We start from the raw sequence: 18,154 nt of genomic DNA, 5'->3' as shown, positions 1-18,154 counted from the left end.
GTAGTGAATTATTCTGGTGGTGTAACGTTTTCTTTGCACAGGCTTGTTGAGTAACAAGCCTGTATAGGGCGTTAATTGATGACACGAGTTCGCAGAAGGGAAGACGTTCTAAAAGTAATCTATATGCTCATACTCTTTACCCTCAATCTCGACCCAGTTTTTTGGATTAAATAGACGGTATGGTCGGGTAAAAATCTCTCTGGTCGCAATTTTCATATAGACGCAACCTAGCTCCCACTGGTAGTGATCAGTCTTTACCTGGACATTGTCATACAGTAGGGCGTAGATAGTGTCGTCTGGGGTATAGCGGAATGTTTTGGTTTTCATAGGGTATCTTCCTTAGCGCTGCCGCTTTTAGTCATAGGGCTTTCTAGATGAAGCCCTTTATTGTTTTAAGATTACCCTAGCGTATGGGGCTCAATATGAGCACCTCCCCAAATGGGGTACATATTCGATAGTAATAAGTGGCGTGTTAACAAGAAAAACGCTGCTCATTTCTGAGCAGCGTAATGTTGGTTTGGCGTTAAATTAGGGTGATGCCAGCGGCTTTGACAATCGCGGAAAAATTGTCGTCTAAATAGGTGACATTGGTGTAGCCTAATTTAGTCAATGTGGTGTAAGCAAGGGCTGCGCGTGCCCCTGCAGCGCAGTGAAGGATCACCTTGCCGTCTTTTGGGATCTGATCAAGATGTTGTTCAAGATCCTCCAACGGGATATTGATAGATAGCTTGAGCTTACCTTGCGCTACTTCGTCACTATCCCTCACGTCTATAATCGTCGCGCTGTTGCTTTTCACTGCGGCAATAAAGTCGTTTTCGTATAGTGCACCCGCTTTTGGTTTTTTTACATAAGTGAGTTCAGGGGCAACATCCTGTTGTGGTTTATCTTGTTGTTGCCATGCAAGTAGCCCCCCTTCAAGGATCGAAACATTTTTGTATTTCCAGGCAGTTAGGATTTCATAAGCCTCAATGCCCTCATCATCGTCTGGCTGAGTCGACACGATAATAATGGGCGCTTTTTTGTCTCTGACATCAAAAATGGTGCGCTTCCCTACAGGGAACTTTTCAGTGTTCCACTTTTCGTGCATGTCGAACAATGCCGATGTTGGGAAGTGGACTGAGCCTTTAACGCCCATCTTTGCTGTTTCACGAACATCCAAAATGACATTGTGAATATCTAGGTTGCCTTGTAGCCAATTAGGTGAAACGTAACTGGGGTACATTTCTGCTTTCCAAGCCGGGTAACCTTCGACATAGGCTTTGACGTTGTTATAGCCGTTATCCTGGGCAATTTTTAGCGCTTTGGAGCTTAACGGGCAGGTTACCCCTCCACAATAAAATACCAACATTGTGGCCTTATCCTTTGGTAACCAGTCAAGGTTTTTGGCAAGCTCAGTGGCAGGCGTAGGCTGAGCATTGGGTAAGTGGCCTACGTTATATACACTGACTGGCCTAGCGTCTCCAATAAATAGGCGAGATTCTCCACTATCAATTAAATCAGAAAGTTCATCGGTATCGATGACCTGTTCAGGTGGAAGCTTTACCAGAATACGTTTGATATGAGTGGCAATATTGTCATCGTTGACCGTAGCTTTAAATTTGGTATTGACGGTGAGATCGGAAAATGACTGGGCACTTTCAAGTGTGGTGTCGTCCGTAAACCGGAGGACATTGACCTCCTTGGTTTTGGGATTTAAGTATTGAATCACTTTTCCTTTGCTCGACATCGACTGAACTTTACCAACGATTTCGCCACTAAAGGCTAACGGTGTTGCTAGCATCATCAGCGCAATGAGGTATGTCTTGTTCATGATTTGTCTCCTTAATATAAACCTCGCAAAATGCGCAATGGTCATTTTGTGTGGCTCTTAAATATGAGTTAGTCGCAACTGGGTAACTCGCCGCTATCGGCAGCGTATTTCATAGCGAAATCGCGAATGTCCGGTGCTATGGCTTGAAACTCTTCACTGGCTAAGAACTCCGCTGACTCTGGGTGCTTCTTACTAAATTTCTTAATAAAACGAGTCGCGTCTTTCTTGAAGTAGCGCTTCCATTCAACTTTTAAGTGCTGGGTCGTAAACTCTTCTCCGTTGTAGCCAAAGAGTGGGCGCAAATGCTCTAGATAATACTCCTGCCCTTTGGCGGCATCGGCCATTGCACCCGAAGCGGCAATAGATAAAGCCAAGCCTAAAAGTACTTTTTTCATAGTCGTATCCTTATAATTATCCAATTAGTCGTTAGTGCCCTGACTGTGATCTTTTCCTGTTACCATCGCCTTCAAGTGAGAGGAAAGCTTTTCTCCTAGGGTGATGAGGTAGAGATGAACAATAAGAAAGCTGATCATGATGTAGGCAATGAGCGTATGCAGGGTGGCAATGCCACCAATCTGTTCAATAACACCGGCTTCTCTAAGCTCAGGAAAGAAAAAGAAAACCAGTCCGGTTAATATTTGCAAAGGCACGAGTACAAACAGCAATCCTAAATACGCCAAGCGTTGTAGCGGATTAAATTTGCTCTGGGCTGACATGTGGTGAGAGTGCGGTTCGCCGACAAAAATACCATAGAGATAAAATCGCAATGTACGATCGACACCAATAGTACTGGGTTTAAATTGTTTCCACTCACCGGTGGTGAGGATCCAGGTCAAAATGAGTACGACAACAACGACCCAGATAAACCCCGCCCAGTGGTGCAGGTTGGAACTTTGTTTAAAACCAACAATATGAATAATATCGTGAAGCTCTAATCCCGTAACAATTAATGCCAGAACGAGTAAAGCTTGCGTCCAATGCCAAAGTCGTTCGAAGCGTTTGAAAATAACCACGGATTTTTTCATGATTCATCATCCTTTATATTGTGGTTGGCACGACGTTTTCTGAGCATAAACAGACGAGTTAAGGCATGAAGAATGATGCCCAGCAATCCACCCCAAATCGCAATAACACCAAAATACTCAACCCAGGATGTTCTGTCTCGACCGACAAGATAGAAGTCGTTCAGTCCATTTAACCGGCTTTGCTGGCTATGGCATTCTATACACGCAACGCTGTCACTGGCTGGTGCTACCATGTGTTTTATTGGCCAATAGCCATTGGTTTCAATAAAGTCATATTGGCCGCTAAATTCGATGTTATTGAGCTTGGCTCCAGCAGCAAGGGCTTTGTCCCAGTCAAACTCTGTCCAGAATGCCCCGCTGCCTTTTCGACCGTAGAGCTTGATCGGCAGCATGCGATTTAGCTCAGTATCAAACGGCTGCTTACCTTGGTGGATTTTAAACGGCCAAATACGTGCGTCCGGGTCGGCATAGCTTCCCGTAGGGGGGTTGATGTCAATTGGTGCCGCCGTTGGGTCAATGTCGCTGAGATAAGTCATTTGTCCGAGCTCACCTTTATACCAACGATATTGCGGAACGACGTTGCGTCCCCATACAAAGGTTCCCTTTTTACTCACGTATTGGTGGTGTTCGATACCGTCAAATTCAGCATCGACCACAAAAGGCTTGCCGTCTTTGAGTTCACCAGCCGTCGACCAGTCCCAAGACAGTTTCGTGAGATAAGGTCCGCGCGCCATTTCGGGAATGTGGCACGCTGTACAGGCGACTTTTGACGAATGGTTATCGATGACTCGTTGCTCATGAGGTTGTGCGCTATGGCAAGACTCACACGAGACATTCGTGCCTATGCGCTCTGGACGCCCCATGTTGAGCTCATGATCGACAAACGCTTTTCTGTCGTTGTAGCGGCCAGAGATAGAATGTTCGCTGGTGGTATGACAATTTTGGCAGCTAAAATTAAGCTTTTCGGGGCTCATGTGCACATCGAGAGCATACTCTGGGTTAGCTAAAGACAAATCAGTATCGCCGTGCTTAACCCCATTGCCACCACCTCCTAGAGCATGGCAAGACAGGCAATTATCTCGCCCTGGGTCTCCAACATTTTGGGCGACAAAGCTTAGGTCTACAGCTTTTTGTAATCGGCCACCCACCACAGTGTCTTCATAATATGGGTGGCCTGAAGAGGCGGCAGATTTTTCATAGGTGCCAGTTTGATCGTGGCAGACCAGACAATCTATGTTTTCTTCGGCAGCAAAATCGAACTCTTCATTGCGCCAGCCAAAGCCAATATGGCATTGCGTACAACTTTCATTGCCTTTGGCAGAAATGCAGTAGTTGTTAAAAGCATTCTCGCCCTTACCAACCATCTTGCCATCGACTTCTTTTCGCCAGCTCCAATGGAAGGTCTCATGGAGCTGTTTTCCCGCTTCTGTATGACATTCAAGGCATGCTTCGGTCACATCTGGCGCATAATCAAATTCTTGATGCAAAGAGTCAAACTGAGAATGATCGGCGGTGCTCGTTATTGTAGGTGCTTGGGCATCGCTTAGAGGTGCAGAGGCGGGCTGTGCGAGCACACTGAAGGCGCTAACGCACAATAGCCAGATGACGAGTCGTGTTTTCATCGCAATTCCTTTTCCTATCACACGACCCATGGCCCAGATCTTACTGGGATCTATTGGTTGTGTTAATATAAACATAAGCTAATTTTAAGATTGCTAATGTACTACCTACTAATGTAGGATTATTAACCATGATATTTGTATGGTTAAGTCACAATTTTAAGAAAAGGTTTGCGGCTTTTAATGAAAAATTGATTTGCTTTAAGCCAATATTGCCACGGCAAGTTAAGTGCGGAACCGGAATGTGTTACATTGGTTATCTTTATGTTTAATTTGCGTTAAATGGGTAGTTGAAATGGAATTTAATCACCTGCGATTAGCCGTCGTACTCGCGTCAACAATGTCGTTTTATTCGCATGCAGGAGAGTTTCGCATCGAAGTAGGGGCTTTTTTCTCCCAAGCCGATACCTCCTTCGGTGTTACGAATCCAAACACAGGCAATGATTACGATCTTGATTTTGAGTCGGATCTGAATATGAGTGAACGAGAAACTCTGCCTTATGTCCTTGTGGGCTATGACTTCAATGAAAGCCATCGGGTCTTTCTGGATTGGCGGAGCCTGCATAGAAGCGCCACCAATGAATATGTGTCAAAGCCTTTTACCATTCCCGGTTCCGACTATGAAGCGCAAGTTGGTGCGAGAATCGAATCGACCTTGAATATCGATATAACTCGTTTAGGTTATGCCTACAAATTTTATGACGGGGAGGATTGGGATTGGGAATCGCTCATCGGTCTGCATATTATGAACCTGCAAACGGGTTTTGGCGGGGATTTGGGTTATCGAGAGGATGACTCTGTGAATATCGTTCCGATTAATACCAAAGAAAATAGCAGCATCACAGCACCGCTACCCAATATTGGTCTGCTCGGCAATTATCGAGTGACAGACAACTGGTATGTGCTTGGCCACGCGCAACTGTTTGGTTTCAGCGTCGAGCAGGTATCTGGACTGTTGCTTGATTTGTCTATAGGGGTTGAGTACGAATTTAACCACCAATTTGGACTTGCAGCTTCCTACAGCTACTATGAGGTCAACCTTGACTACGGATCTGACATTGCCGATATCGATACCAAGTTTAAGTTTTTCGGCCCAGTAGTGACATTGTCTTACGATTTCTAAAAACAAAGAGAGGCGATAGCCTCTCTTTGTTTTATGCTCTCTCACTGACCTAGTGAGAAGATTTTTGGTTCGCTTACTTATGCGTTGTCAGCTTGTTCGACCATAGACAGGGCCAGCGCCTCGGCTGCTTTAATACCATCGATACCCGCTGACAGAATTCCACCCGCGTAACCTGCGCCTTCGCCTGCAGGGTAAAAGCCTTTTAGGTTGATGCTTTGGTAATCTTTGCCGCGTTTGATACACACAGGTGAAGAGGTGCGAGTTTCCACTCCAGTAAGCAAACCATTTTCTCCGGCAAATCCTTTGATCTTTTTATCAAAAGCAGGAATCGCTTCACGAATCGCTTCAATCGCGAAATCGGGCAGCGCTTTGGAAATGTCCGTTAGCTTGATGCCTGGTGTGAACGATGGCTCAACGTCACCAAGTGCACTTGGATCGCGTCCTTTTAAGAAGTCACCGATCTTCTGAGCAGGAGCATCGTAGTTTTCACCACCAAGCTGGAATGCGCCACTTTCGAGTTCACGTTGCAAGCGAATGCCCGCTAACGGATCACCAGGGAAATCTTGTTCTGGAGAAATACCGACCACAATCGCACTGTTGGCGTTGCGCTCAGCACGCGAATATTGGCTCATACCATTGGTGACCACACGACCTTCTTCAGACGTTGCAGCCACAACTGTACCACCCGGGCACATACAGAAACTATAAACAGTACGACCATTTTTACAATGGTGGACCAGTTTGTAATCTGCCGCGCCCAAAATTGGGTTGCCCGCGTTTTTACCAAAGCGAGCTTCATCAATGACAGATTGCTTGTGTTCAATACGGAATCCAACTGAAAACGGCTTGGCTTCCATATAGACGCCACGCTCATGCAGCATTTCAAAGGTATCTCGAGCACTGTGACCAACTGCGAGAATCACGTGACGCGACTTAATCACTTCACCGTTAGAGAGTGTTAACCCGGTGAGTTGACCGTCTTCCATATGCAGATCATCAACGCGGGTGCTAAAGCGGATCTCACCACCCAGCTCAATGATTTTTGCGCGCATTTTCTCGATCATTGTTACTAGCTTAAAGGTGCCGATATGAGGCTTGCTGACATAACGAATTTCTTCAGGCGCACCAGAGGCAACGAATTCTTCGATCACTTTACGACCATAAAACTTAGGGTCTTTGATCTGGCTGTACAATTTACCGTCAGAAAAAGTGCCTGCACCGCCTTCACCAAATTGCACGTTTGACTCAGGGTTTAGTGCACGTTTGCGCCAAAAACCAAAGGTATCTTTAGTACGTTCACGAACTTCTTTGCCGCGTTCAACGATGATTGGATTAAAGCCCATCTGAGCCAGGATCAGCCCTGAAAATAGTCCGCAAGGCCCAAAACCAATAACCACTGGGCGTTCAGAAAGATTTTCTGGTGCTTTGGTAACGAATTTATACTCCATATCCGGAGTCACTTTGACATGCGGGTCATCAGAGAACTTCTCGAGAAGCTCGGCTTCGTTTTCGATCTCAATATCAAGAGTGTAAATCAGCTGGATCTTAGTTTTCTTACGAGCATCATAGCCACGTTTAAACATATTGAATGAAAGTACTTGCTCGGCAGTCACACCCAATTTCTTGGTGATGGCAGCAAGAATGGCACCTTCCTCGTGATCAAGAGGAAGTTTGATTTCTGTTAAACGTATCATGGCGATGTCTCGTACTAGTAGGTGTCATAGCCAACAGATGCAAAGAGATTGTATCGTCAGCTCACAATGGCGCGCATTTTACGTGAACTTGATTTGTCTGTCATACTTAATTGAGGTAAAGATCTTCGCTTATCGCGATAAAAGGGCTCACGATATTGAATTTTACTTCTGGATCAGTATCATCGCCCATCCACAATTTTGGTTAACTAAGAGCTGATTCTCATGGCGTTCGTTGTCACGGATAACTGTATCCAATGTAAATATACCGATTGCGTTGCAGTTTGCCCTGCAGATGCATTTTATGAAGGCCCTAATTTCATGGTAATTAGCCCAATCGACTGCATCGATTGTGGTTTGTGTGTTCCTGAATGTGATGCTCAGGCTATCTTTCAAGAAGATGAGTTAACTGAAGATCAGCACGTATTTATCGAGCTTAATCAAGAGTTGGCGGAAGTTTGGCCTAACATCACCGAAGTAAAACCAGCAATGGAAGATGCCGCGAAGTGGAATGGCGTGCCTAATAAGCTGAGTATGCTAGAGAAATAGATCTTCTGTTCATATAAAAAAGCGCAATGTGTCTAAAGAACTCGCTTCTGCTTAGACATTGCGCTTTTTTTGTATTTGGGGGCTGGCTATTGTTAGCTATGTTGGCGGCGTAAGTTATCTAAAATGATACCGGTTGCCATTGCTACGTTGAGTGATTCTGCACCCCCAAAGGCCGGAATCGTGATTTTATTTGTCACAAATCTGGCAGCCTCTTCGCGCACCCCGTGTGATTCACTGCCCATCAGCAAGATCCCTTGTGGTGAGAACTCAGTTTTGTGAACGCTTTCACCCTCTAAAAAGGCCCCATAGACTGGAATCTTGGCACTGGCCAAGTAACTGGGCAGATCTACTAGGGAAACTTGAACTCGGCCAAAACTGCCCATCGTTGCTCGAATGGTTTTTGGATTGTATGGGTCGGCGCAGTCGCTGCTCGCAATGATATGCTTGATCCCATACCAATCGGAAATTCGGATAATGGTACCCAGATTTCCGGGATCGGATACACCATCCAAAGCGATCATTAGGCCTTGCGCACAAGGGGCTTCTGTTTTGGGGATTTCCACCACCGCAACCGCAGCATTATTAGACACCAGACTGCTGGCTTTGGTCAGTTCATCCAAAGATGCTTCAATGCAATCAAACTGGCTGAGTTCTTTTTCATGATTTTCAAGAAAGTCGCTTGTTGCAAAAATCTGTTTAACCAATAGGGGGCTGGTCACCAGCTCAAGGACGTTTTTTTCACCTTCAACCAAAAATAGGCCATGTGCTTTGCGCTGTTTTTTTTGGCCTAAGGCGCGAAGAAGTTTTAATTGGTTTTTAGAAATCATAGTCATATCCCAGTTGAAAGCGGGGGCATTATATACCCAAGTGAGATTGAGATGCGAGTCTGACTCGCGTAATACAAGCCTGACATAGACAACTTAGGGACGGCACCGTGCATCTCAATCGCCTACACACTCAACATAATCAATTTGATCTAATGCATTTACCCTATCAAGGTGAATGGGTTAACATCACCGCTCGTGAGAAGAGCGATTGATTAAAATGGAATTAAGAAACTAATGTTGTTGGAACAAGTTGTTGAAATTATCGAGTTCACAGACAGTGACCACCTGTCAAATGCCATGGAAAGCTTTAATGAAAAGGGAATTGTGCTAGATGCCGATTTTCCGTTTCTACCCGTTGTTTTCGACAAAGCCCCCTCACAATTAAGTGCCAGACTCAGTCGAATTGGATTTATGGGGCAGCTGCAAATCGCTGAGTTTACAGATCAGCGTGGCGTGATGCGTCATGTCGTTTTTGATTCAAATCGAATTCCTTTGCATGAAGCACTGCAATGGAGCTTGGCACAATAGTCGATTCACAGCCTTTTATCTCATGAGGCTATTTATTTCGGTACTTGTGCAATAAATCAAGGGGAATATGGCAATAATCGTTGGGGTGTAATGTCAACCGATCTTGATGCTCGTCATCGCTTGGCACATAGTTGGTGAGTGGCAATACCTCGACTGCGATTCGCTCAGCATCGTCTCTCTTTGACAAATAAGCCATCGTTTTTTCTAAATGGACCGGATTTCGACTGTATATGCCCGTACGGTATTTTTTACCAACATCTTGCCCTTGGCGATCGATGCTATATGGGTCAATGATCTCGAAGAGGTAATCAATTAGGCGTTCAACAGTGATGATCTTCGCGTCAAATTGGGTACGAACGCACTCCGCGTAGCCATCGTATGACCCTTGTGTTGTCGGGTTTGTGCCATTCGCTCTACCAGCCTGCGTTGAGACAACGCCAGGTAAGTGCTTGATGAACTCTTGGACACCCCATAGGCAACCACCGGCAATAAAAATCTCTTCAAATCTGGTTGTCGTCATTGATCATTATCTATGCAAGAACTCATTAGCAGGCACTTTATCATAAATTGATGAGAAACGAGCGGTGAACACGAGGCTCTAGATGCAAAAAGGTAGGCTATTTCGTTCACAGTAATTTATAAAAGACTTTGTGATAATGTGGTTTTTATAGTTACTATGGAATCAGGATCTATATATCAACGGATTTGGCAGTTGCGTTTCGTTGAGGTTGTGTGAATCAAGGAGTGAAAACGAGTGTGACGATTGCGAATGCAGAGTTAGTTAGCTTCAAGACGGAGAGTCTGGGTGTTGCAGAGTTAAGGCAGTTCCCGAGAATGCCGATGAAGCGTGCCAAGGGCCAGCTAAAAAAACAGGCGCTTCTCGCAAACTATACCGTTGTAACCATTCTTGACGTTTCTAGGAGTGGCGTTGGGGTGTTAGCGGCCAAGCGGTTTGTGCTAGGTGAGCGAGTCAAGCTGAAGATTGGCTATAAGGTCATTATAGGAACGGTCGTATATAGCTTTCAGTTATTGGGAAAGCGAGAGTGCCGAATGGGCATCGAATTTGAATCGATGCTGACTATGTCGGATATGCTCTCTATGGGGGCGTCCGGTAAATATGCTTTTAGCTAATGACACCTGCCTTGTTGATCATAAGTGACGACACAGGAGCCCGGTATCATGGAGCAAGCCTAACTGTTTCTAGTGGTACGAGACGCATTCGGTGTTTCTATATAAGTCACCGTTAGGTCATCCGCGTTATGCGGCAAGCAATGTTTGTCACACTGCTCTTTGAGATAACATCGAGAGGCATGTTGTTTCATATTAAAGCTGGGTTGTGGTCGGCAAAAATAATACCCTTGCCCAAAATCACAATCTAGTCTGTTCAATTTATCTTCCTGCTCTTTGGTTTCGATTCCCTCAGCAATGACGTTTAGATTCAACTTGTGAGCCAGTTCAATGATGCTCTGAACAACACAATAGTCCTTGTCATCGACCAGGAGTTGGTCGGTAAAGCTTTTGTCCAGTTTGAGCGTGCGTAGTGGTAGTTCATACAACAGCGAAAATGAGCTGTACCCTGTGCCAAAGTCATCCAAAGCGACCTCTATGCCCTTATTTTGTAAAGCGGCGAGGGTTTGAAGCGCGATATCGTGATTAGACAGGACGCTGCTTTCTGTTAGTTCTAATTTTACTGACGCTGAAGATAGCTGGTGGTGTTGAAGGAAAAAATCAATGCGTTGTAACAGATCAGGTTCAGCAAGGAGCTTTGGGCTCATATTAATGGCAACCGTGATATGTTGACCGTGTTGTTTTAGATGACTAGCAATGTCTGCACAGGCTTTATTTAGTACCCAGTATTCCAAATCTGTAAGAAGATTAACCTGTTCTGCCAACTCTAAAAAGTCACCGGGACCTAATAGCCCTTTTCTAGGATGTTGCCAACGAACCAATGCTTCATAATGCGCAATATATTGAGTTTTTAAGCAATATATTGGTTGATAATAGAGTCGTAGTTGGTTGTTCAACAAAGCGTTACTAAATTCTCGCTTAAAATCAGGGAGGCGTCGGAAACTTTTAGCCATACAGGGTTGGTAAATGCAGTACTTAAGCTGAGAGGTTAGCTGCTTGGCATGGTACATAGCGATATCAGCGGCTTGAAGCAGTTCTGTAGCTCGGTGTCCATGCTGAGGCATAAGCGCCACGCCGATAGAAGCAGAAATCCGTATTTCCGTATTCGAAATGATCATAGGTTTCTTGATTGAAGTCAGCAGACGTTCAAGTCGTTGGTGTATTGCGTTTATATCGTTGTCACACAAAATACATTGAGCAAATTCGTCTCCGCCGATTCGGGCTGTCATATCACCAGTGGTGGCGCTTAGTTCAATTCTCTTTGCAATGATATTCAAGATTTTATCGCCAAACTGATGGCCGTATCGGTCGTTGATTACTTTGAAATCGTCGAGATCAATAAACAGTATGGCTTTATTAGCGTTGTTTTCAGTTTGTTGTTGAATCAATAGGAGTGACTTCATAAAGAATCGACGATTTGCAATTCCGGTGACACTGTCAGTGAAAGACAGAACCTCTAATTGCTGTGTTTTCTTCTTTACTGCGAAATGAAGTTTTGACGGAAGTTGTAGGTATTTCCAGGTGATAAAACCAGAGCATAGGGCGAAGAATAATACGACGATGTAACTTATCTTTTGGGTAACTATTTCCCATGTTGACAGCGGCAGTGTAATAGATAATTGCCATTGTTGATTGGGCAGGTTGATTGGCGATGTGGCTTTTTCTTCAGACGGTACGGCAGATTGATCTTGCCCGGCAATCGAAATAGGTTGCCCTGTTTTGGGATTAATAGCCGAAAGGTTAAATAAGTACGAAGAGTTAGCCGATGAGGATAGACCGACTTCATCCAATAATTTGTCAAAATAGATCAAAGCTGAAGAAAAACCCCAAAAGACCTTCTCCTCTGAATGACTCAAGAAAACAGGTAAGCGCCCAATTATCCCAACCCCTCCTTGTTTTAGTTTGAAAGGGCCTGTTAATGTGAGTTTTTGCGACGAAATAGCACGTTCGGCATCTACTTTACGTTTCGGGTCCGTTAGCAGGTTGTGTCCAATAGCAGATTCGTGTCCAACCAATGGGTGTATAAGCTGAACGACACCATCAGGTGCAAGCTGTACATTGTCGAGCAAAGGGTGGTTTTTTATCAAAGAGTCAGCATATATCTCGAAATCTTCTACCTTGCCGTCTTGTTGCGTAATAAACAAACCGAGTACTTGTGTAACCGACAAAGATCGCGTTAATTTAAGCTCGATAGCCTTTGCTTTATCAAAAGCAACTTGCTGTGCATGAACGACTCTATCATGCAACGCATGGTGGTTGATAACATACACCCAGTATCCGCCTAATAAGGCAATACTTAGTGTCACTATAGCTGGAGTGTATATGTTGGGCTTTTTCATTCTTTTTAGTTTAGTACTTAGTTTCAATACGTCTATAAAATTCGCCTTGCATGTCGGTGGGCTACTTATAATTGCATTTGAGCGCTAAGACCCACAATATGCAGCAAAGGTTTCCCCCAAATGAACTCATCGTCATGATCTCGGTATTTATGCCCTCTATGTAACCATTATCGGTTCGCTATTAAAAGCTATTCGAGGATATTGACTTTTTGTACATCGAAAAAAAGTCACCATTACAATCATGTTTAAGTAAAAAGTTTGCGAGTTTTTCTGGAGGAGCATTCATCAACGCTTCTAACTCAGCATGAGAGCGACTTTCAACAAGCTTGCAAGTCGCTGTATTTTCACTGTAGTTTTCACACTGTTTATTGCACTTATTCATCCAACTGCCTTTGTTTGAGAAAGAACGCTATAAAGATAGTTTGTTTTAAAGCTAATGGCACGCTATGCGTTAAAAATGTGACCGGGTCAGAAGGGTAATACCATCCTGGTCACTCTTCTGCTCCTAACTCATGGCGCATTAGAAGCCCATTAAGCAAGATATTCTCTCTGTTTCAGTTCACTCATTTAGCAAGAATGTTCACGTTGCCTAAATGGAACTTTCTGCCATATGCCGCCACACCTCATAAATTTGGCTCGATGACCTTGTGTACAATCATGATGCTACCATCTTGTGTAATCGTTAAATTACCCTAACATTGAATAATACGCTTATTTAAAAGGACGTAATGCCATGAAAAAAGTACTGGTAACAGGTGTTTCTGGATATATTGGAACACACTGTGCTGCTGAGCTTTTGAAACAAGGTTATAAAGTGAAAGGAACGTTGAGAAGCCTCTCCAAAGCAGAACAAGTTACCCGGGCGGTTGAAGCGGTCGTCGACCCTAATCGTAATTTGGAATTTTGCGAACTTAACTTAATGAAAGACGAAGGATGGCAAGAAGCCATGCAAGGTTGCGATTATGTATTGCATGTCGCATCTCCTTTCGTCACCAGTCAGCCTAAAGATGAAAACGAACTCATAAAACCTGCGGTAGAAGGCACGCTACGAGCTCTGAATGCAGCAAAAAACGCAGGAGTTAAGCGTGTTGTTTTGACCTCGTCTATGGTCGCCATGTTAGAAGATGTCACTGGTAACATTGATATCAATAAAGATAGCTGGACTCAAGTGGATGCGCCGGGAGTCTCGGCCTATTTGAAAAGTAAAACCTTAGCTGAACAAAGCGCTTGGCACTTTATCGAAAAGCAAACGGGAGGGAGTAGGCTAGAGCTTGTCACCATTCACCCTGGACCGGTTTATGGACCATCGTTGACTGGCGACCTATCTGGTGAATCAATGTCAACATTTAGTAAGCTAGTGGCTGGACAAATGCCAATGCTTCCAAAAGTGGCAATCAACATATCGGATGTTCGTGATGTGGCTAAGATTCATGTGCTGGCGTTAGAAAACGATAAAGCCGATGGACAGCGCTTTATTGTCGCCACTCAACGCTCCCATACATTTCAAGAGATGGCTCAAATATTACAAGATAATGGTTACGAAAAGGTTAGCACTAGAGTTGCGCCCAGTTTCTTTCTAAAGTTTATGGCTAACTTTAACCGTGATTTAAAAGGAATGCTGCCCTATATTGGTAATACATTTAATGGGGATGTCTCGGAGGCGATGAGCGTATTTGATTGGACTCCAATCGAACTCAAGAATACGGTGCTCGATACTGCAAAATCGTTGGAGTAAACAACGAATTGATATTTAGGTCAATCTAATCACAAAGGCGACGTCTCACGACCTAGGTGCTACGGCGTTCAGCGTTAGCACACCCTTTCTCTTTTAAGCGTAAGCCAACAGATAGAGGTTTTTACCTGCTGGCTTACTTTTGCGCCGCTGGCCGGCACTTTCCGTACGCACCCGGTACAAATACGGTCATTCCTGCAAAAGCAGAAATCTAACGATTCGCGAGCGCAGTAGAGCCTAGTTCTAACTCAGAACGTTTTTTGTAGCACTTTATAGTTGGAAATTAGAGTCACTTTTTCTCATCGGCTTAGTACTTAGACTGAGAGGAAAATGTGAGTCTAATCAACCAGATTTAAAGACTACTAAGGAGCCATAGATTCAATTTTTAAGTTTGAGGCCCAGATGTATTGCTCAGAATCAGAAGCATCACGGTCATAGATTTTAATTGACCAATTGTTCTCTTGCTCGGCCATTAGAGCCCAATACATTTTCCAACCATCTTCAAACGTTACTTCGATAAATCCATCTTGTGAGATTGCCCATGTGATAGGTTGAACGTCTTTTCCTGTATACTTCCCCGAGCCGTCAGCCATAAATTCATAAGCGCGATATTTCCCGGAATTGTTAACTCTCAGAAAATTTTTGAGTCTCTAAGTTACAGCCTAAGTTGTTTTGAGTAATAGGGGAGAGGCTTAGTGATCATTATTCACTAAGCCTTTTTTTATGGCGCTCCCGACAGGATTCGAACCTGTGACCTGCCCCTTAGGAGGGGGCCGCGCTATCCAGCTGTGCCACGGGAGCATGTTATCAATAATACTCAATTATTTTAGTAAGTTAAGCCTTTATAATCACAAATTATTGTTGTTTGTGCATTACGTCGCCAATTTGAATGCTGCTAGCGAGTTGTGGTTGATTGACTGTGGCTTCTGCCTCGCGTTCATATACTCTCGAGATAGTGAGTGTAATCTCGCTTTTGCTAACTTTATTGCGCGGCAAACCATTTTGATCAATGAATGAACCTGTATGCCATAGTTGCAAATCATCGCCAGCTTGCACGCCGTGTACTCGTCCCAAATCGATAGTAACCTTATTACCATGGCGCGCGACGACCTCTGGCAAAGTCATTTTACACGACAGCTCCGATTCAAGATCGAGCATTATGTTACGGCTAACTTTCTGAATGACATACCCATAGGTCGATGTCCAGAAACGTGCACTTTGAGTATCAACTCGGCTAGTTTTCGCGAAAGGCCACTCGGCAATTTCTCGGTAACCTTTTTTAAAGATTTCGTGTCCGGTTTTACCGTCAAATACCGATAAATCGAAGGCAAACTGGCGGTTCGTGACATCGTCAGACAACAAACCACCTGCCGCAATGGTTGCAGTTAAGTCATTGATGCGGCCTGTTAAAATATACTGTGCACCAAGATCGTCTGCGATCATTTTCACTCGTTCTGGCTGTCTCTTATCGATCTCAAAACGCGTTGTACCTACTGAAACAAAACTATAAGAGCGGGTGGCAAGTTGCTTATCAACCACAGAGGAAAAGTCTTCCCCTAGATCGTAGACTTGCCCCATGGCGGCTTGCTGAGGATCATCAATATCAAACATTGCCACCCCAAAGGTCTTTTTGTATTGGGTGTTATGGCAAGCCTTTGCCGTAGGGTAAATATCAATGCGCGCTTTAACCAACATTGTATTGCCGCTTACGAATTTATCATCAACGATAATGTGTCTGACCTCATGGTCAGTGAACTGGTACTGCGGTTTGTCTTGTTCTAACAGCGGGCTTAAGTTCGCAAGGCTTGCTATATCGGCACCTGAGAAGTCAACGGCTTTATATACTGCATCTTCTAGGGCGTATATTCTGGCGGCTTTTTCGGAAGAGGTAATGGTAGAGACGCCAGTCACCTCATACCATGCGGCATGAATGGGTTGACTCGCTAGCATCACTAATGTTGTTGAAAACAAAGAACTAATTATTTTTTTCATACTAACTTTCCAATGCGGAACAATATTTGCAAGGTTTTTGTCAGCGAAATATTGGTGTGGGTTTTCTTATTTTGGACAGAGTAAGAAAAGCAAAGATTGTTCCAACCTTGCAAAAACATGAGGATGATTTGTCATAAAGACAGATTCCCCCCGGATTGGAACATCAAGAACCAACTGAATTTGGAGAGTGTGAAATGAAAAACTGGCTCCTGGCAGCATCGGTTATGGTGCTGACATCCTGTACTTATTCACCGATTTATAACGGTAAGGAATCCTACTCAGGAAGCAAGTTTATGCTGATGGAGAGTCCTCGCCATACGATGGATTTTTTTGTAGAAAGCCTAACGGATGAGCTCGTTCAGTCGAATACAAGTGTATCTGCACGTACGCCAATTGCGGTCGCGTCCTTTGTTGATTTGCAAAATATGGATGCCACCAATTGGTTAGGTAATTCTGTCTCTGAAGGCTTTATTCACCAATTGCAGCGCCGAGGCTTCAAGGTTGTTGATTTTAAAACCACGGGGTCGATTCAGGTAACAAGCAACGGTGATTTTGCCTTGAGCCGAGATTGGAAAGACTTAGCGCAAGAGCAGCAAATTCAATATGTGCTTACTGGAACCATGTTGCGTCAAGAAGGCGGCGTTCTGGTGAATGCTCGAGTGATCGGCATGCAATCTCGCATTGTTGTGGCATCGGCACAAGGCTTCTTACCTGCCGACAGAATTGGACGTGATCTTGATACTCTAAATCATATGCGCACTGAAGATGGAGTACTGATACGCTCAGACCCAACAATGACCACGCCAAATACTGTAATCTTGCGTCCATAGGAGTAGAGCATGAGAATTTTAGTGATCATCATGACAACATTGATGATGCTGGGCTGTCAACCGCTAGCGGTGAGGGAGCAAAACCAGTTAACCGCCGTGGGCTACGCCAGTATTAGTGAGCAAACCGGACGCAATGAAGAAGAGAAAAGCGTAAGAGCAATGCGTGCCTCTAAAATCGATGCTTACAGAGAACTTGCTGAACAGGTTTATGGCTTGCGAGTCTCAGCTCGTGCCGACCTGAAAGATCAACGCTTGGGCGTGGAATCGACAACAGGAGCTGTCGATGGGGTGATTCGAGGAGCGGAAGTCGTACGCAGCTATAAAGTCGGTGACAGTTACGTGACTGAATTGGCCTTAGATATCGAAAAAATGGATAGGCTGCGTAATTACGGAGAAATCCAGCGTGTTCCAGAAAAGAAACGTGAAACTCTATTTTGATCGTTTGGTATGACTAAAGAATAACAAAAAGCGGCCATTAGTTACGGGCCGCTTTTTTCAATTGGTGAGACGTTCTCTAGACTTTGATATTGGTGCCCAGTGTAGACAACGTATGTGTCTGCCCTTCAGCATTGTAGGTCATGCCAATTTTTCCATGGCTTTGCTGCATCATATTATTGAGCTTATTAAAGCTGACCTGAGCGCGCTGCAGGGCTTCACCATTAATATCATTGACTTTTTGACAGTCAAAAATAATGGATTTAATGTCTGCGACTTTTCTACTTAGTACTTGCTCAGTAGTGAGTCGTTCAATATCAGGATGACGACCGATCCGTTCGTCGGTCTGTTGCAATTGCGCAATGACGGTCATCTTTTCTTTTGCGATACGACTAATTTCTTGCGACTCACGTTTGGCGATCACTTTCGCTTCCTCAGATAAGATCCGAGACAATGCGCGAGCGTTTTTGAGTTGATAATCGACCAAATCGACGAGAGCTGCCATAAGTTACCTAAAGTTGCCTTG

The 18,154-nt window shown here is 44.4% G+C and carries 19 protein-coding genes and 1 tRNA gene; 7 read left to right on the top strand and 13 right to left on the bottom strand.

From position 1 onward, the window contains the following. Positions 1-108: 108 nt before the first annotated feature. The 5 genes from LNL84_RS11155 to LNL84_RS11135 all read right to left on the bottom strand — a co-directional run bounded on the left by LNL84_RS11155 (position 109) and on the right by LNL84_RS11135 (position 4,457). Positions 109-327, bottom strand: a complete 219-nt coding sequence (locus tag LNL84_RS11155) for a hypothetical protein (RefSeq protein ID WP_244357323.1) — start codon at positions 325-327, stop codon at positions 109-111. Positions 328-523: 196 nt separating this feature from the next. Next, positions 524-1,810 (bottom strand): rhodanese-like domain-containing protein, encoded by a 1,287-nt coding sequence (locus LNL84_RS11150; protein WP_244357322.1) that lies wholly within the window; start codon positions 1,808-1,810, stop codon positions 524-526. A gap of 68 nt (positions 1,811-1,878) precedes the next feature. Further along, positions 1,879-2,205: a hypothetical protein gene (locus tag LNL84_RS11145; RefSeq protein WP_244357321.1), complete on the bottom strand. Its 327-nt coding sequence runs from the start codon at positions 2,203-2,205 to the stop codon at positions 1,879-1,881. A gap of 24 nt (positions 2,206-2,229) precedes the next feature. Beyond that, positions 2,230-2,835, bottom strand: coding sequence for a cytochrome b/b6 domain-containing protein (locus LNL84_RS11140; protein WP_244357320.1), 606 nt, complete (start codon positions 2,833-2,835; stop codon positions 2,230-2,232). Further along, the gene (locus LNL84_RS11135; RefSeq protein WP_244357319.1) at positions 2,832-4,457 is read right to left on the bottom strand and encodes a tetrathionate reductase family octaheme c-type cytochrome; all 1,626 of its coding nucleotides are present in this window, start codon (positions 4,455-4,457) and stop codon (positions 2,832-2,834) included. The genes LNL84_RS11140 and LNL84_RS11135 overlap by 4 nt, the downstream gene beginning before the upstream one ends. A 292-nt stretch (positions 4,458-4,749) precedes the next feature. On the opposite strand from LNL84_RS11135, the gene LNL84_RS11130 reads away from it, so the two are divergent. Then, complete coding sequence (locus LNL84_RS11130) at positions 4,750-5,577, top strand: porin family protein (protein WP_244357318.1); 828 nt, start codon at positions 4,750-4,752, stop codon at positions 5,575-5,577. 77 nt (positions 5,578-5,654) lie between these two features. Here LNL84_RS11130 and LNL84_RS11125 read toward each other — a convergent pair whose 3' ends face one another. After that, entirely contained in the window at positions 5,655-7,271 is a 1,617-nt protein-coding gene (locus LNL84_RS11125; protein ID WP_244357317.1) for an NAD(P)/FAD-dependent oxidoreductase, read from the bottom strand. Positions 7,272-7,493: 222 nt separating this feature from the next. Here LNL84_RS11125 and fdxA point away from each other — a divergent pair, with 222 nt between their 5' ends. Continuing rightward, on the top strand, positions 7,494-7,817 hold the full coding sequence (fdxA, locus tag LNL84_RS11120; protein ID WP_244357316.1) for a ferredoxin FdxA: 324 nt from the start codon (positions 7,494-7,496) through the stop codon (positions 7,815-7,817). Positions 7,818-7,909: 92 nt separating this feature from the next. On the opposite strand, the gene LNL84_RS11115 is transcribed toward fdxA, so the two are convergent. Continuing rightward, on the bottom strand, positions 7,910-8,644 hold the full coding sequence (locus LNL84_RS11115; RefSeq protein WP_244357315.1) for an RNA methyltransferase: 735 nt from the start codon (positions 8,642-8,644) through the stop codon (positions 7,910-7,912). Between the two features lie 234 nt (positions 8,645-8,878). Between LNL84_RS11115 and LNL84_RS11110 the strand changes: the two genes are divergently transcribed. Then, entirely contained in the window at positions 8,879-9,172 is a 294-nt protein-coding gene (locus LNL84_RS11110) for a hypothetical protein (RefSeq protein WP_244357314.1), read from the top strand. 28 nt (positions 9,173-9,200) lie between these two features. Here LNL84_RS11110 and LNL84_RS11105 read toward each other — a convergent pair whose 3' ends face one another. Beyond that, positions 9,201-9,692: a peptide-methionine (S)-S-oxide reductase gene (locus LNL84_RS11105; protein WP_244357313.1), complete on the bottom strand. Its 492-nt coding sequence runs from the start codon at positions 9,690-9,692 to the stop codon at positions 9,201-9,203. A 236-nt stretch (positions 9,693-9,928) separates the two neighbouring features. On the opposite strand from LNL84_RS11105, the gene LNL84_RS11100 reads away from it, so the two are divergent. Beyond that, a complete protein-coding gene (locus tag LNL84_RS11100) occupies positions 9,929-10,303 on the top strand; it encodes a PilZ domain-containing protein (RefSeq protein ID WP_244357312.1) in 375 nt (124 codons plus the stop codon). 59 nt (positions 10,304-10,362) lie between these two features. On the opposite strand, the gene LNL84_RS11095 is transcribed toward LNL84_RS11100, so the two are convergent. Next, on the bottom strand, positions 10,363-12,639 hold the full coding sequence (locus tag LNL84_RS11095; RefSeq protein ID WP_244357311.1) for a bifunctional diguanylate cyclase/phosphodiesterase: 2,277 nt from the start codon (positions 12,637-12,639) through the stop codon (positions 10,363-10,365). Between the two features lie 733 nt (positions 12,640-13,372). On the opposite strand from LNL84_RS11095, the gene LNL84_RS11090 reads away from it, so the two are divergent. After that, positions 13,373-14,374: an SDR family oxidoreductase gene (locus LNL84_RS11090; RefSeq protein WP_244357310.1), complete on the top strand. Its 1,002-nt coding sequence runs from the start codon at positions 13,373-13,375 to the stop codon at positions 14,372-14,374. A gap of 359 nt (positions 14,375-14,733) precedes the next feature. Here LNL84_RS11090 and LNL84_RS11085 read toward each other — a convergent pair whose 3' ends face one another. The 3 genes from LNL84_RS11085 to LNL84_RS11075 all read right to left on the bottom strand — a co-directional run bounded on the left by LNL84_RS11085 (position 14,734) and on the right by LNL84_RS11075 (position 16,363). Further along, entirely contained in the window at positions 14,734-14,964 is a 231-nt protein-coding gene (locus LNL84_RS11085) for a hypothetical protein (protein ID WP_244357309.1), read from the bottom strand. Between the two features lie 131 nt (positions 14,965-15,095). After that, positions 15,096-15,172: transfer RNA gene (locus LNL84_RS11080), tRNA-Arg, on the bottom strand. Between the two features lie 54 nt (positions 15,173-15,226). Continuing rightward, complete coding sequence (locus LNL84_RS11075; RefSeq protein ID WP_244357308.1) at positions 15,227-16,363, bottom strand: flagellar assembly protein FlgT; 1,137 nt, start codon at positions 16,361-16,363, stop codon at positions 15,227-15,229. Positions 16,364-16,557: 194 nt separating this feature from the next. Between LNL84_RS11075 and LNL84_RS11070 the strand changes: the two genes are divergently transcribed. Beyond that, the gene (locus LNL84_RS11070; protein ID WP_244357307.1) at positions 16,558-17,193 is read left to right on the top strand and encodes a FlgO family outer membrane protein; all 636 of its coding nucleotides are present in this window, start codon (positions 16,558-16,560) and stop codon (positions 17,191-17,193) included. A gap of 9 nt (positions 17,194-17,202) precedes the next feature. After that, entirely contained in the window at positions 17,203-17,631 is a 429-nt protein-coding gene (locus LNL84_RS11065; protein ID WP_244357306.1) for an LPP20 family lipoprotein, read from the top strand. Positions 17,632-17,707: 76 nt separating this feature from the next. Here the strand turns inward: LNL84_RS11065 and LNL84_RS11060 are convergent, their stop codons facing one another. After that, a complete protein-coding gene (locus LNL84_RS11060; protein WP_244357305.1) occupies positions 17,708-18,133 on the bottom strand; it encodes a flagella synthesis protein FlgN in 426 nt (141 codons plus the stop codon). Positions 18,134-18,154 lie beyond the last annotated feature (21 nt).

This window comes from Vibrio gelatinilyticus, from assembly GCF_022836845.1.
In the GTDB taxonomy this organism is placed as follows: domain Bacteria; phylum Pseudomonadota; class Gammaproteobacteria; order Enterobacterales; family Vibrionaceae; genus Vibrio; species Vibrio gelatinilyticus.
The sequence above is the reverse complement of the archived record's forward strand: the minus strand, read 5'-3'. Positions and strand labels throughout refer to the sequence as shown.